The sequence below is a fragment of the Escherichia sp. KS167_9B genome (assembly GCF_030295215.1).
Classification (GTDB): domain Bacteria; phylum Pseudomonadota; class Gammaproteobacteria; order Enterobacterales; family Enterobacteriaceae; genus Escherichia; species Escherichia coli_F.
This window is the reverse complement of the sequence record NZ_AP025754.1, coordinates 1,470,344-1,484,508: the sequence shown is the minus strand read 5'-3', so window position 1 is coordinate 1,484,508 and position 14,165 is coordinate 1,470,344. Positions and strand designations below refer to the sequence as shown.

Genomic DNA, 14,165 nt, shown 5'->3' with positions numbered 1-14,165 from the left:
TGAATACTGAGTAGCGGGTAAGCGACCTTAGCTCTGCTGCAACATCGGCCCACAGGCACCAGACCAGGGGATTCATCCTTAAGAGACAGCGCAAGTGTATTGTGTTCACCGCTCATCAAAGACATCATGATGAAATGATGATATTCCGCATAAGAAAGAGGCATTTTTAGACGCATCGCGCTGAAGTGTGGTTGAATAAAAATCAATCTTTTCAGATAAGACTGTCGTACGCTTATTCTGCGAAAATAAGGCCGTCGGCAAAGTAAAATGACTCACATAATTGTTTCTGATGAATATCTTCTACTCACATGAATATTACACAATAATATTGATGCATCAGATTATCTTACCTTTACAACATCACGTTAACAGCCAATGACACTTCTTGAATAAAAATATTATCAATCAAAGAGTTATTTTTTATTTAAGATTATTCTCATTCAAGTAAAAGACATAATTCCTATCATCACAGCCACGCTCATTTTGAATTATCTGAATAATAGCGAGCGTTCTTTAGTTAAGCAGGTCTTAATTGAAGACGAAATTATTGTGTGTGCAACTTACTTAATACCGGACATCTAAGTTGAAGAAAAAAATACTCGCCTTCGGGCTTATCTCAGCATTGCTCTGCTCCGCGCCAGCGATGGCGGATATGAATCGCACCACAAAAGGTGCACTACTTGGTGCAGGCGTTGGTTTACTTACTGGCAATGGCGTTAATGGCGTACTGAAAGGTGCAGCTGTTGGCGCTGGCGTTGGTGCAGTAACAGAAAAAGGCCGCGACGGCAAAAATGCGCGCAAAGGTGCAAAAGTGGGTGCCGCCGTTGGTGCTGTCACTGGCGTTCTGACCGGCAATGGCCTTGAAGGGGCGATTAAAGGTGCCGTAATTGGCGGTACGGGTGGTGCAATTCTGGGTAAAATGAAATAAGGAATGATGATGAAAAAATTTGCTTTACTGGCGGGTCTGTTTGTTTTCGCACCAATGACCTGGGCGCAGGACTACAATATTAAGAACGGCTTGCCGTCAGAAACCTATATTACTTGCGCAGAAGCCAACGAAATGGCAAAAACTGACAGCGCACAGGTTGCAGAAATTGTTGCGGTAATGGGTAATGCCAGCGTTGCCAGCCGTGATTTAAAAATTGAGCAATCTCCGGAACTGAGCGCCAAAGTGGTAGAAAAACTGAACCAGGTTTGCGCTAAAGACCCGCAAATGCTGTTGATCACGGCAATTGATGACACCATGCGTGCTATCGGCAAAAAATAATATTTCGTCTGTTACCGCGTCGATTGATTCGACGCGGTGGTTGTATATAGTTCTACAATGAAACATCACACCCGCCAATACGCCCTCACAACAACAAGCAAAGCAATTTAATCGGCATTAAACCACAAATACAACAATACTTATTACTATATAGCGGCTATAGCATAAAGAAAGATTAGTGCTGATCCCTGTGGCTAACGAGTTTTTCCCTTACTCGATTAACCAGATTGATCGCCAGCCAAACAAGGGCATTCAGCAAATTTATCGTTACAAGCACTTCTCCAAGCCCAGTACTGGGTTTTGCGATAAGGATGACCAGCAAGGTGATCAGCATAAATGCAATGGAAAAGATGATATAGAGAGTGAAATAATCCAGATTATTACTATTGTTCATGCTACTAATGGCGATCCTGTCAAAACTTTCAAACAATTATAGCAAACAAAATAATGAACAATAGTAACAAGACGCAACGAGCTAATTAGCTGTCTATAATTACACCGCACCATGGTCTTGATGATCAATTTTTACTCAATCATAACCTTCACCTTCGGTTTAGAAAGGATAATTTTAACCAGGTCGATGTAGGTTACCGGTTTATAGAAATAATAACCCTGCTGAAATGTGATGTTGTTTTGATTCAGATAATCAAGCTGTTCTTTTGTTTCGACACCTTCAGCTACGATACTGATCGAAAGTTTACGCGCCAGATCCAATACACAATCCAGAATCCGAGTTGATTCTGGGTCTGCGTTTACGCGGCCAACGAAACTGTGATCAATTTTGATATAATCAATATGCAGGTCATGCAGATAAGAAAGCCCTGAGTAGCCAGTACCGAAATCATCCAGCGCGATGACAAAACCATTTTCATGCAGAATGTTCAACCGCTGAACCAGACTCTCATCAACATTTAATGGCTCACGCTCGGTAACTTCCAGAACGAGGTTTAAATCGCGACGGGTAAAACTGTCACGGAAAATTAAGCACTCGTCGACAAACGTCGGCGAAATAATATGCGAGGCACTAAAATTAATTCCGATATGAAAACCTTCCGGCAATTTACTCGCGATAGCGTTCATCTGTGTGACAACCTGATTCATCAGACTTTGTGTAAGCGGAACAATTAATCCAGATTTTTCAGCAAGTGGAATAAATGCCGCGGGTGAGATATATTTGCCGTGAGGTTGTTTCCAGCGGGCTAATACCTCAACTCCCCGCAATGTCCCTTCCCGACCATTTACCACAGGTTGGTAAAAAGGGACAATCTCACCATTACTTATTGCCCGTCGCAGGACCTCTTCAGGCGTTGCGCTTTTATTAAAATACTTATCAAGCAGGTAGGCTGCGGCGCAGGCAATTAACAGAATGAATATCAAAACCCCTACGCCATTATCGATAAGTCTGTAGAAGCTAAAGAATGGTGGTGAGTTAAAGATAATAGTGAAATGATATCTTGTGGAGTGAACCTTCTCAGTATAAGGATAGTGTCCATTAAGCGTCATCACGTCACCGGTAGGTCCAATAATGTCATCCGCTACGCGTAATGCATACCTTACCCCTTTCAAGGGCACATTAAGCGCTCCACGAATATGCTGATCACTTATCGTGACCAAAATACGCGTGTCTGCAAATTGGCTCTGATAGAGCAGGATAGGCAATCTATTGACGGTGTCGATTGCCGGAGCCAACAGTAAATTACTGTCAGGGAAAGCAGGAATACGAGACAGCAGGACTCGATTCCCCGGCAAGGATGTACACCAGACCATTCCGCGTTTGAGAATGATGATTGTGCGCAAGTGAGGTTTCAGAGCTGCTTCAGTGCCAAGCTGATATTGCTCCTCGAGGTCGCATTCCTTCCCGGCAATGTTAACCGCCGCTTGAGTCGCCTGTGACGCTTCTTCAAGTATGTGATTGATATTGTTGACAGCATATCTCGCTCCCGCCATATATGCTGCTTTTGCGGAATACCAGAGCTGGATATTCAAAATAGCGACACCGGTTATAAACAAGCATATCGCAACGAGGATGGGTATGAGTGTATTGCGCATTCGCTTGTCCCGGACTAAGGATTTTAATACATGAAATGATGTTCATTCGCTCGTGCTGGCGTCTAAAGAGAGCATGGTAGAGAGCATAAGAAATATCCACGCCGAAGATAAAATTTTCTCCATCGTCATCTAACCTATTAATTATTGTGCTTAATGTGGGTAAAATTAAGCAAATCTGGCAGGATGTCAGACGTCAAGAATGGAGAACAATAGTTCTCCATTCTTGTTTAAACCCTGATATTCCGGATATATTAAGAAACATAACGACTTAAATTATTACTTTGCACCAGCATATGATACAGCTGATGGTAATTTTAAAACCTTACTCAGTTCTAAGAGAGCACGGATTCCCTGTCATTAATAATGATATCCGTTAGTGTAGTCTTATGCATTTCAATGTACTGCAAGATTTGCAGATAGAGATCAGAAAGAATCACACTAGTTTCATCTTTTAAACGCAAGCGTAAAGCCTGATCAATAATATGACTATCAACATATCCATGCGTCATGAACACCTCCCTCTCGAGATTTTTAAACAAAGCACATTGAAAAATAAATCTCTCTGGGATTGAATTATTCATGTCAGCCTCGTAGGAATAGTGACCCAATAAAATTATGCTGTGTATAGTCTAAAGCGACAGACAAAAATAAGATGACTGAGTTTTCTATAAACTTATACTTAATAATTGAAAGTTACATATCATCAGCTGTGTATCGCAACACGATTTCCAGTGTTTTTCTAATCACATCAGCTTTGAGAATATCACTTGTTGTTTCCAGAGAGTGTATCAGACTTAAGATAATATTTTTATTATTAACATTATCGCCTGAAAGCATTAAATTGGTCACAGCCTGCCCTAACACAGCTGACTCTTCTTCTAACAAATTACCCGAACTGCGAAAGTAGCTTGATAACGCTTTATCAGTTATTGCATTATGAATTGTAGTATCTTCAAGCATGGTAACCTCTCATCTTACTTATGAAATTTTAATGTATTCTGTTTATTTTCTTACCATTGAACATACTTTTATTGTCAGCTATCGCTGTTCTTCTGTTTGGCCCTCCTGTATCACTGTTGCTAAAATCACGAATTATGCTGTCAATTAAATCTCGTCGGAAAGCATTTTCCTCAGCCGATTTCATTACGAGTAATTGCTTAATAAGAGTCTGCAACGAAAAATTTATCTTCATGCGTAATATCTGGAGCACCGCCTGGCCAGTAATTTCATGTTTTATACTTTCATTATCAGATGTCTTCATAACGACTTCATAGTTAATCTGTCAAATAATCAGGCTGTCACATTATTCAAAAAGCAACCCAATTAGTGAATTGTAGTGTTTCTGTTCCTCTTCCCCTGTCGCTTGCTCCAGTCGACAAAGAAGTTTGGTACAAAGCGACTTTCGACTCAGATTACGTCCATCTTTCAAAATTTCAGTCACAATTTCCCCGAGGGTTTCCTGCTGAGTAGGCAAGTTAGCTTTTGCAAAGTAACGAGTAATTGCCCCCGCAGAATCTGAAATCACTGAATTTTGCTGCATGCTACGCCTCTATTAAAAATGTTAAACGTTGTTAAGTGCAGTAACAATAGCAAACTTGTACGAAATATGTGTACAGAATGATAAATTATTTTTTTGCAATTAGTGCTAACACCTATAAAACAATGAGATACGTAAAAATTATTTGCATCATTTGACTGACAACCTATACAAGATTCCAAACGAACTCATCTTCAAATTTTTCTATTTTTTAACAATGTAAATAAATAGTTATGTTTTAGTATTAAAAGCAAGACACCAGAAGATATGTCTGTTACCGTCATACTCTCGCCTCGCCCATTACCCTGGACTATTAATGCTTACTACCCTTATTTATCGTAGCCATATACGTGACGACGAACCTGTCAAAAAAATCGAAGAAATGGTTTCGATAGCAAATCGCAGAAACATGCGGTCTGACGTAACAGGGATTTTACTGTTTAATGGTTCACATTTTTTTCAACTTCTGGAAGGTCCGGAAGAACAGGTTCAAATGATTTATCGGGCCATATGCCAGGATCCACGGCACTATAATATTGTTGAGCTGCTGTGCGATTACGCGCCTGCTCGCCGTTTTGGCAAAGCGGGAATGGAATTATTTGATTTGCGCCTGCACGAGCGAGATGACGTTTTACAGGCCGTATTCGACAAAGGCACATCAAAATTTCAGCTAACTTATGATGACAGAGCGCTACAATTTTTTCGTACTTTTGTCCTTGCAACCGAACAAGCAACCTATTTCGAGATCCCTGCTGAAGACTCCTGGCTTTTTATCGCTGACGGTTCTGATAAAGAACTTGATTCCTGTACCCTTTCACCAACTATAAACGACCACTTTGCCTTTCATCCTATTGTCGATCCCTTATCGCGGCGAATAATCGCTTTTGAAGCCATTGTGCAAAAAAATGAAGATAGCCCATCAGCTATAGCGGTTGGGCAGCGTAAAGACGGGGAAATCTACAAAGCGGATCTCAAAAGTAAGGCGCTTGCATTCGCGATGGCACACGCACTTGAGCTCGGTGATAAAATGATTTCAATCAATCTATTACCTATGACCTTGGTTAACGAGCCTGACGCGGTCTCTTTTTTACTTGATGAAATAAAGGCCAATGGTTTGGTGCCTGAACAAATTATCGTGGAATTTACTGAAAGTGAGGTCATATCTCGGTTTGATGAATTTGCCGATGCTGTTAAATCACTTAAGGCTACCGGTATGAGTGTAGCAATTGACCATTTTGGCACAGGTTTTGCCGGTTTGTTACTCCTGTCACGCTTCCAGCCTGATAGAATTAAAATCAGTCAGGAATTGATTACCAATGTTCATAAAAGCGGGCCTCGGCAGGCAATTATTCAGGCGATCATAAAATGCTGTACATCACTTGAAATTCAAGTCTCTGCTATGGGTGTGGCAACACCAGAAGAGTGGATGTGGCTTGAATCTGCAGGAATTGAGATGTTTCAGGGAGATCTGTTTGCCAAAGCTAAATTGAATGGTATCCCTTCAGTTGCGTGGCCGGAGAAAAAATAATTTTCAGCACATTATTTCACATGATTTCTGGAAATCATCGTGAAAATGAATACGTTATGTTTTAATTTAATCCACATTAAAAATAATGTTTTATCCAATTTAGCTGAAATCTTATTTATACTTTGTACAATTTTAGCGTATATTGTACAAAGTATTATTGGGTCGTGTACAGGCGACGGAGATTTATGAGCGCAAGGAGGAATTGTGGCTTATTACAGCATTGGTGATGTTGCTGAACGTTGCGGGATTAATCCTGTCACTCTCCGGGCCTGGCAACGCCGCTACGGTTTGTTAAAACCACAGCGCAGTGAAGGCGGACACCGACTCTTTGATGAAGAAGACATACAACGCATCGAAGAGATCAAGCGTTGGATAAGTAATGGCGTCCCTGTAGGCAAAGTTAAAGCATTACTGGAAACCACCAGCCAGGATACGGAAGATGACTGGAGCCGCCTGCAAGAAGAAATGATGTCAATTCTTCGTATGGCTAATCCTGCCAAACTACGCGCGAGAATTATTTCACTGGGTCGAGAGTACCCGGTAGATCAATTGATTAATCATGTTTACCTTCCTGTTCGTCAGCGTCTCGTGCTTGATCACAACACCTCCCGCATTATGAGCAGTATATTTGACGGCGCATTAATTGAATACGCAGCAGCCTCACTTTTCGAAATGCGCCGTAAGCCCGGTAAAGAAGCCATTCTAATGGCGTGGAATGTTGAAGAGAGAGCACGATTGTGGCTGGAAGCATGGCGTTTATCATTGTCAGGATGGCATATTTCTGTCCTTGCTGATCCCATTGAATCGCCGCGCCCGGAACTGTTCCCGACGCAAACATTGATTGTCTGGACAGGCATGGCACCAACGAGAAGGCAAAACGAACTTTTACAACACTGGGGTGAGCAAGGTTATAACGTCATCTTTCATGCCCCCTAATTTCACCTTTATCCCGCCCCTTAGACAGAATCTTATAATCTGAACCCACAACAGCGTTTGTACCGGAGCTGATCCGTTGCAAAATGCTCACCGGGAGAATTCAGGTAACCCCCCTTTCACACTTTGTACATATCACAGCCAAAGGACAGACCAGCTTGAAGTGAGAAAACCGATCGTGCACACTACGCACTCTCACAACTAACAAAAGGTTATTATCCTGATGGATCAGGTCGTTGTTTTTCAAAAGATGTTTGAAAAAGTGAGAAAAGAGCAAAACTTTTCCTGGTTTTATTCAGAGTTAAAACATCACCGTATTGTGCATTACATTTATTATCTGGCTACGGATAACATCAGAATTATTACTCACGATGAAACAGTTTTGTTATTAAGAGGAAACCGTAGCCTGTTAAAAGTCAGTACAACCAAAAACCCAGAAAAAATTAAAGAGGCGGCATTGCTTCATATTTCTGGGAACTCTACATTTTGGGAGTATTGTACAACACTGGCAAGTGCTGGCGTTTTCCGCTGGGTAACCGATGTTAATAACAATAAACGCGGCTACTACGCTATTGATAATACGCTGTTGTATGTTGAAGATGTGGAAAATAACAAGCCATTAATCTAGCAAAGTTTTAACACATAAGAGATCTATCATAATTCAGTAAAATAACAAAAAAGAGGACTTTCTATGACTTATCAGAACTCCCTTTTTATTGTTATCCATAATTGTTCAGCCGACCAATTCTATAAATCTGACATTTGACACGCCTCCTTTGCCGTTCTGATACGTTACTTTTCTTGCAGCTATCAAACCCACAAATACAACGGGCGTGTTATATGCCCGTTCAGTACTTAATAGGTATAGCGTTAACATATTCTTGATAGCATGTACTGCATACCTCCTGCCTTAGAATTATCTCCGGCTAACTCCACCAAACATGGCTGAACACAGCCAGATAAGAACGCTTGCGCGCATCTGGATATCATACCGCTGCTGGAACTGTTTCTTAATCATCCTACCTTATTCGACCTATTCGTTACTGGCCATTATGAAGGACGCAAAGTAAGCGCTTTTTATGCGTTTTGGCTTAGTTATTATCACGTTACCTTAATATTATCAGGAACGAGTTAACGCTGCTCATAACGGTCAAACCGATACTATAAAGCCCAATAATTGAAACCTTTTCATCATGTCAGGAAGATAGTCATCCTTATGATCTTTATATAAAAAAGCCAACCATGGGGTTGGCAAAGTGGCACAAACCAGCATAAAAGCTATGCTTTGTTTACAAATCTTCTTTGAATTAAATATATATCGTCCTGACTAAACAGAACTATAACGGAATGAATTATTTAATCATATTACTAAATTTCATTTTGTTTAGCCTCTGTTGAGATCCCTTGTTTTAAATTTCATTTAGATAAAATTCTTAATTAAATCCTTGGGAGTCAATTATGTCTATGCAAAGTCAAGGAATGAACTTTGAAATGAACCTATACGCATATTTGAATAAATATGATAGTCGGCTTTCAGAAGAAAAACTTGCAATTGATAAGGCAGTTAGAGATTTATATCTTTACAACGAACACGTGGATAACAAGAGCATTATACTGAAATTGCTTTCATTTTTATCATCTGCTGATGACATTGTTGAAAAAGATATTATCAGGAATGCTTTGGAAGTGGTGCTTATTTTTACATTAGACGATATTTAAGTCATCTCAGGAGTTTTAATACACGAAGAGTGCCCGGATACTAGCGATTATATTCATATTTAATTATTAGTGCGGGGAAAGAGATTATGCATTGGCATATTTCTCTAACGTCCGTGATAGAAAAAAACTTTAAATATAAATAAAGAACAAACCACCTTTGCATTCAACCTCATCTGAGCTGAATATATTGATATTCTTTATCAACATCATTGGAACAGAAGAATAAGGCGAAGAAATGAAGTGTATAGTAATTGATACTGTAATACAACCTTCGTGTGGTATATATTTTTCAGTCATATGGAGCGATATGAAAATGATCATTTGGTATCGTTCAAATATATTTATCCCACCTGGCAGCATATTTACAGTTATTAAGTCAGGTATTATACTCGAGGATAAAGAATATCCGATCAGTATTTTTAACGTGGCGCTATTCAACAAAAACTTATGGAATTTAATCAAAAATAGTCAAGAGTGTCCTACAGAATCAAACAAAATTACGAATAAATGCCTGCATAAGAATTGCATTATGCAAATATGTCCACATGGTCTCAAGTAATGGGGGTTATTTAACCTTCCCTATATGCTATAGATAAATCTACCAAAAACTGCCCCTTCGTAGAGGGGCGCTATGATTTTGTTTTATTTGAAGGCATGGTGCTGAATGTATTCGTTGAATCCAGATTCAACACCTGAAGCTGCACTAAACCCATAATACTTGTTTCTGGTTCCTCTACCGAGTGGTCAAACAATGATATGTATGTGACGTCAGAGTTTATATTTTTAGTGTTTAATGCTATTAATTTAACGTAGTTACCTATCTTTTTTCTACCTTCTGAACTAACCTTAGGTTTCAACGTAACCGGCAGGAGGGGCTATCCCCAATCTTAAATTTTGCTGCCCGATTTGCTCAAGCCAAAGTTTTAATTTTACAACCTATAAACCTGAGTTAAATCAACCTCATGGTGCTGTCTGTTCCCGCTGTGGAACAAGACTCACTGCAACATCTTGCATTCCTAAACTTCGCAGAAGGCGATGGGCAAAAACTGTACTGTAATGTTATTTCGATGTCTCTTATGGTAAATAGGAGGCGTCGAGGCTAAGTGAGTAGCCTGCTTGCTTCTCAAGCCTGGATACTATCAGCATTCACGTCAGATGAAATGATGATATTTCGCGTAAGAAAGAGGCATTTTTTTATCAACTTCACATCGGAGATGGTAATAATCCTATGGGTCCAGTCCATATGAGGGGGTCAACATACTATAAAATTCACAATCATAAATTAACTATATATCAAGAACGCCAAAAAAATCCTGAAAATAGTATAATAACAGGGTAAATTTCAAGTCGACCAAGAATCATAGCAATACACATGAGATATTTTGCAATATCATTAAGAACACCGAATGAGGATGCGGTAGCCCCAAAACCCAGCCCCATATTATTAATGCATGCAGCGACTGTCGCAAATGATGTAAGGAAATCATATCCCATACCGTTTAGCACCAGTATAAAAAACACTGTAAAGAAAGTATAAAGAAAAAAGAAACTCCATACAGACCTCATTACGCGGTCTGTAACAATCTTCCCTCCTACATTTACACTAAGCAATGCTCTGGGATGAGAAAGCTGATTTATTTCGTGTTTACTTTGTTTAAAAAGTATAAGAAATCTAAGTGATTTAATTCCGCCGCACGTTGAGCCTATACATCCCCCAAAAAAACTTGACAGCAGCAAAAAAACTATCGTATGTGTGGGCCAGTTTGAATAATCCTGCGTAGCTAAACCATTATCAGTGAGCATGGAGCTAGCAAGAAAAAACGAATGAACAACACTTCCAGTTAAGTCATACATACCTATATGCCAGACCTGGAAAGAGGTAACAATGATAACACCTGAAGCTATTAACAAAAAGAAACGAAGTTCAACATCTCTGAGTAAGGGTTTTATTGTTTTCCTGCTTATAACAACATACCAAAGAGTGAAGTTGAAAGCCGATAACAGAGAAAAAGAGCCCGCCACCAGTTCAATCAAATAATTATTGAAATAACCGATACTCTCACTATGAGTTGAAAAACCGCCAAGAGAAACTGTAGAAAGTCCATGACAAATAGCATCAAACAACGGCATTCCTGCAAGTCGATAACAAACAATACAGGCAATGCCTAATAAAGAATAAGTTATCCAAAGTGTCCGCGACGTATCAGCCAAGCGTGGAGTCAGTTTGTCATCCTTAAATGGTCCTGGCATTTCTGACTGATAAAGTTTTGCACCACCAATACCCAATAATGGCAACACAGCAACTGCCAGAACAATAACCCCTAAACCGCCTATAAAATTTAATTGTGACCGGTAGAACAAATATGCCCGAGATAATGAACTGACATCATCAATTACTGTTGCTCCTGTTGTTGTTATTCCGGAAACCCCTTCAAACAGCGCGTCAGCAAACGTTAAATTAAGCTCTGAATCAATCCATAATGGAAATGCGCTAATAATAGAAAATAAAATCCAAAACATTACAATTATAATAAACCCATCACGGGTGCGTAATTGAATGCCAGATTTTTTAGTGGTATACCACGCTCCGCCACCAATACAAAAAAATATAACAAAAGTAATAAAAAAAACGAACAAGCTTTTTTCTTTATAAAACAATGCTACAACCATTGGTGGTAACATTGAAAGACTATAGAGCCAGACCAAGAACCCACACATATGAGTTACAACTCTTACATGAGATGTATTCATATCCAAATGTTCTTTCAATTATAACCACCTTACTGCAATGTCATGATTATACTGTATAAATTTTAACTCTTCTTAGATCTTACTTCACTGGTCCTTATGAAACAATCAGCAAAATGAATCTTATTATAACACTGTTCGGTTATGTATTGTTGAGCCTTCCCGCTGGGCCTGCATCATTACAAGTCGCTCCCTATGGGGCTTTGTCGAATAAATAATTTTTCGGTAAGTATCCCCCTGAGCAGGTTGTATCTTCAGGCAGTATGAACACTTTCTGGCATACCTACCTTCGTCATTATGTTCAGCGTATGCACCATGACCAAAGCCTCTGCAACCGGCCTATCATAATCTAGCAGCATCAGAGAACCTCAGAATAACTGTTTTACCCTGTACATTGCCGTTTCCGCTATTGAGCGACGATTGTAATCTTTTGTCCATTTTCACCGGGAATTACCCTCGGTCAATCGCTGATACGCGACTGCACAGTTACGGTCGGCATACTCACCGGGCCAGTAACCCGCTCCTTTTTGGGGTGGGATGAGCGCGCTGATTTTCACACGGCGCAGCTGCTCGTAACAGAGCCGAGAGGCGTAAACTCCGTCTGCTGCTGTCCTGATTTTTTGATGGGTTTGCCGGATTAATCCGGCTACACCTCTACATCCGTTACGCTGAATGCTGAGGTCGCCCTTGGGAAGAAGGCATTGCTGACTTATACCAATCCGAAATCACCTCCTCGTGCAACCAGACAGGGAGGGGCCTCGGTTGATAAGAGCTCTGTTATTGATGTGCCAGTTGGTGATTCTAACTTTTGCTTTGTAACGGGACGAGCCGTGTTGGCAGATGATGTGTGGTCTGATCCTTAAACTCAGTAAAAGTACGATTTATTCAAAAAAGCCCCTCCACTATGATTTCGATTTAAGGGGCTGATGATTATGTAACGCGAATTTACCGGATCCTTACGAACCTTTCTTTATCCTGCTCTTGCCCCTTTCGGTAAGCCCATTCTCTGTCATGTATTTTCTGGCAGTGAATATATTAATGCTGTGGTCAGTACAAAACCCCTTAACACCCTTGATCTTTTCCCGCTGAACCTGGGGCATCTTCGACCATTCCCGGACGAGATTTTTGGTAACTCTGTTCCATTTCTCTGGTTTGTTCAGCTTCGCTCGGCCCACCCAGGTTAATCCGTCCTTGCTCAAATTCAGGTAATGACGTGCTGTGCACGGCCGGATGTTGTGGCTCTCACACCACTTATTGAAATCGACGTTGCGCCGCTCATCCGAGGTCATCATCGACCATTTCCGGATAACCTCGTAGGGAATGGGGAGCTTTATGGCAACTTTCGACCTTACCCTGACGCGACGTTGCGGGACTGTCTCATGTTTCGCACTCAGGTTTTCTTCCGACAGTGCGGAGAGGGAGGACCTGAAATCAAGTGATTCTGGCTGGTTATGTGACAACAGTGTCGCGGCAATGGCGTGAAATCGGGCACTATCCACACTTCCACAGACCTTCACACTGCCATCAGTGACATCAATATTCACTAATTTGCTATTACTAATAGTTTTCGTGAAGGTGATGGTGTGGCCGGAAAAACAGAAACTAAACTTGAACGGCTCAGTGAAAAGCTTAGTGAGTTGCGGGTCAGCCCCCACCTCCGCCCGGTACGTAAACAGTGCATTCGTCATGGCAACTACCAGTTCGTTAGCCTCGTCCGTATTCTCGATGATTAAATTTTTCATCTGATTCAGAATTTTCTCGCTGCTCTGGAGCAGCAGCAGGGGCCGGGGCAATGTCGCGCCCATGGCGAGGTTGGAGTAGCATGGCGTTAGCATGTAATTCACTCCTTCCCGTTGTTTTTCTTCTGTGATAGAAGGGCTGAAATCATCTATTCCGGGCTGGCGACTGCGTGAGACCAGTGTTGTGACAAAGGCGTTAAACAGATAACAATCAGCATAGCCACAGGCACTCCTCCCATCCTTGCTGACCATAATATTCACGCAATTGTCCCCATTAAAATCCATATGCGTGTTGGTGAAGGTAATGGTGTGGTCGGAAAAACTAAAACTGAACGACTCAGGAATTTGCAGACCACGCGCCCTAGGCATGTCTGGATTATCCGGCAGTTTAGCCATCTGATTTGGCTGCAGTGCGGTCGCCATGACATCCGCCAGTTCGTTAATCTGGTCAGAACTCATCGTGCTACAGTCCGTATTTCTGTGAATTAAATTTATCATCTCCCGCAGATGAGTCCTGCAACTTTCCTGGCTCTGCAGGAGCTGGGACAGTGTCACAGCCGCGTTAATGCGGCATGGTGTTACCATATAATACAATCCTTTTTCTCAGGGGGGTTGATATTCCGGATCGTGCCGTGTTTGCCCACG

General features: G+C 41.0%; 15 protein-coding genes and 3 pseudogenes. 8 read left to right on the top strand and 10 right to left on the bottom strand.

The annotated features are described in order from the left end of the window. Positions 1-47 precede the first annotated feature (47 nt). Positions 48-164 (bottom strand): annotated as a pseudogene (locus QUE34_RS07395) (ATPase); the annotation flags it as partial. A gap of 247 nt (positions 165-411) precedes the next feature. Between QUE34_RS07395 and QUE34_RS07390 the strand changes: the two are divergent. From QUE34_RS07390 to QUE34_RS07380, 3 genes and pseudogenes are all read left to right on the top strand, one after another. Beyond that, positions 412-582, top strand: a pseudogene (locus QUE34_RS07390) (hypothetical protein); the annotation flags it as partial. Between the two features lies 1 nt (position 583). Beyond that, positions 584-928: a YMGG-like glycine zipper-containing protein gene (locus tag QUE34_RS07385; protein ID WP_000726978.1), complete on the top strand. Its 345-nt coding sequence runs from the start codon at positions 584-586 to the stop codon at positions 926-928. A gap of 3 nt (positions 929-931) precedes the next feature. Continuing rightward, positions 932-1,267, top strand: coding sequence for a YmgD family protein (locus QUE34_RS07380; protein WP_000979977.1), 336 nt, complete (start codon positions 932-934; stop codon positions 1,265-1,267). 175 nt (positions 1,268-1,442) lie between these two features. Here QUE34_RS07380 and ymgF read toward each other — a convergent pair whose 3' ends face one another. From ymgF to ycgZ, 6 genes are all read right to left on the bottom strand, one after another. Next, positions 1,443-1,661, bottom strand: coding sequence for a cell division-associated protein YmgF (ymgF, locus tag QUE34_RS07375; protein ID WP_001065863.1), 219 nt, complete (start codon positions 1,659-1,661; stop codon positions 1,443-1,445). Positions 1,662-1,792: 131 nt separating this feature from the next. Continuing rightward, the gene (gene pdeG, locus QUE34_RS07370) at positions 1,793-3,316 is read right to left on the bottom strand and encodes a cyclic di-3',5'-guanosine monophosphate phosphodiesterase PdeG (protein ID WP_103254014.1); all 1,524 of its coding nucleotides are present in this window, start codon (positions 3,314-3,316) and stop codon (positions 1,793-1,795) included. 332 nt (positions 3,317-3,648) lie between these two features. Further along, a complete protein-coding gene (gene ymgC / locus QUE34_RS07365; RefSeq protein ID WP_001065752.1) occupies positions 3,649-3,897 on the bottom strand; it encodes a protein YmgC in 249 nt (82 codons plus the stop codon). A 112-nt stretch (positions 3,898-4,009) separates the two neighbouring features. Beyond that, a complete protein-coding gene (gene ariR, locus QUE34_RS07360) occupies positions 4,010-4,276 on the bottom strand; it encodes a biofilm/acid-resistance regulator AriR (protein ID WP_000888778.1) in 267 nt (88 codons plus the stop codon). 28 nt (positions 4,277-4,304) lie between these two features. Then, positions 4,305-4,577 (bottom strand): hypothetical protein, encoded by a 273-nt coding sequence (locus QUE34_RS07355; RefSeq protein WP_032302888.1) that lies wholly within the window; start codon positions 4,575-4,577, stop codon positions 4,305-4,307. 42 nt (positions 4,578-4,619) lie between these two features. Continuing rightward, the gene (gene ycgZ, locus QUE34_RS07350; protein WP_001186982.1) at positions 4,620-4,856 is read right to left on the bottom strand and encodes a regulatory protein YcgZ; all 237 of its coding nucleotides are present in this window, start codon (positions 4,854-4,856) and stop codon (positions 4,620-4,622) included. Between the two features lie 313 nt (positions 4,857-5,169). Between ycgZ and bluF the strand changes: the two genes are divergently transcribed. From bluF to iraM, 5 genes are all read left to right on the top strand, one after another. Then, positions 5,170-6,381, top strand: a complete 1,212-nt coding sequence (bluF, locus tag QUE34_RS07345) for a blue light-responsive regulator BluF (protein ID WP_032302887.1) — start codon at positions 5,170-5,172, stop codon at positions 6,379-6,381. 204 nt (positions 6,382-6,585) lie between these two features. Next, positions 6,586-7,317: a DNA-binding transcriptional repressor BluR gene (gene bluR, locus QUE34_RS07340; protein ID WP_000332295.1), complete on the top strand. Its 732-nt coding sequence runs from the start codon at positions 6,586-6,588 to the stop codon at positions 7,315-7,317. A gap of 220 nt (positions 7,318-7,537) precedes the next feature. Beyond that, positions 7,538-7,942 carry a DUF1398 domain-containing protein gene (locus QUE34_RS07335; RefSeq protein WP_000373092.1) on the top strand — a complete coding sequence of 135 codons (405 nt, stop codon included), beginning with the start codon at positions 7,538-7,540 and terminating at the stop codon, positions 7,940-7,942. 830 nt (positions 7,943-8,772) lie between these two features. Next, on the top strand, positions 8,773-9,033 hold the full coding sequence (locus QUE34_RS07330) for a biofilm development regulator YmgB/AriR family protein (RefSeq protein WP_050486594.1): 261 nt from the start codon (positions 8,773-8,775) through the stop codon (positions 9,031-9,033). Between the two features lie 235 nt (positions 9,034-9,268). Then, positions 9,269-9,592 (top strand): anti-adapter protein IraM, encoded by a 324-nt coding sequence (gene iraM / locus QUE34_RS07325; protein ID WP_032302885.1) that lies wholly within the window; start codon positions 9,269-9,271, stop codon positions 9,590-9,592. 734 nt (positions 9,593-10,326) lie between these two features. Here iraM and trkG read toward each other — a convergent pair. From trkG to QUE34_RS07310, 3 genes and pseudogenes are all read right to left on the bottom strand, one after another. Next, positions 10,327-11,784 carry a Trk system potassium transporter TrkG gene (gene trkG / locus QUE34_RS07320; RefSeq protein WP_001360580.1) on the bottom strand — a complete coding sequence of 486 codons (1,458 nt, stop codon included), beginning with the start codon at positions 11,782-11,784 and terminating at the stop codon, positions 10,327-10,329. Positions 11,785-12,035: 251 nt separating this feature from the next. Beyond that, positions 12,036-12,425, bottom strand: a pseudogene (locus QUE34_RS07315) (transposase); the annotation flags it as partial. Positions 12,426-12,737: 312 nt separating this feature from the next. Further along, positions 12,738-14,105, bottom strand: coding sequence for a hypothetical protein (locus QUE34_RS07310; RefSeq protein ID WP_103254012.1), 1,368 nt, complete (start codon positions 14,103-14,105; stop codon positions 12,738-12,740). Between the last annotated feature and the right edge of the window lie 60 nt (positions 14,106-14,165).

Excerpts from the sequence above, each read along its gene's own strand:
- QUE34_RS07380 (WP_000979977.1), top strand. The coding sequence starts at position 932 with ATGATGATGAAAAAATTTGCTTTACTGGCGGGTCTGTTTGTTTTCGCA.
- ymgF (WP_001065863.1), bottom strand. The coding sequence starts at position 1,661 with ATGAACAATAGTAATAATCTGGATTATTTCACTCTCTATATCATCTTT.
- pdeG (WP_103254014.1), bottom strand. The coding sequence starts at position 3,316 with ATGCGCAATACACTCATACCCATCCTCGTTGCGATATGCTTGTTTATA.
- ymgC (WP_001065752.1), bottom strand. The coding sequence starts at position 3,897 with ATGAATAATTCAATCCCAGAGAGATTTATTTTTCAATGTGCTTTGTTT.
- ariR (WP_000888778.1), bottom strand. The coding sequence starts at position 4,276 with ATGCTTGAAGATACTACAATTCATAATGCAATAACTGATAAAGCGTTA.
- QUE34_RS07355 (WP_032302888.1), bottom strand. The coding sequence starts at position 4,577 with ATGAAGACATCTGATAATGAAAGTATAAAACATGAAATTACTGGCCAG.
- ycgZ (WP_001186982.1), bottom strand. The coding sequence starts at position 4,856 with ATGCAGCAAAATTCAGTGATTTCAGATTCTGCGGGGGCAATTACTCGT.
- bluF (WP_032302887.1), top strand. The coding sequence starts at position 5,170 with ATGCTTACTACCCTTATTTATCGTAGCCATATACGTGACGACGAACCT.
- QUE34_RS07335 (WP_000373092.1), top strand. The coding sequence starts at position 7,538 with ATGGATCAGGTCGTTGTTTTTCAAAAGATGTTTGAAAAAGTGAGAAAA.
- QUE34_RS07330 (WP_050486594.1), top strand. The coding sequence starts at position 8,773 with ATGTCTATGCAAAGTCAAGGAATGAACTTTGAAATGAACCTATACGCA.
- iraM (WP_032302885.1), top strand. The coding sequence starts at position 9,269 with ATGAAGTGTATAGTAATTGATACTGTAATACAACCTTCGTGTGGTATA.
- trkG (WP_001360580.1), bottom strand. The coding sequence starts at position 11,784 with ATGAATACATCTCATGTAAGAGTTGTAACTCATATGTGTGGGTTCTTG.
- QUE34_RS07310 (WP_103254012.1), bottom strand. The coding sequence starts at position 14,105 with ATGGTAACACCATGCCGCATTAACGCGGCTGTGACACTGTCCCAGCTC.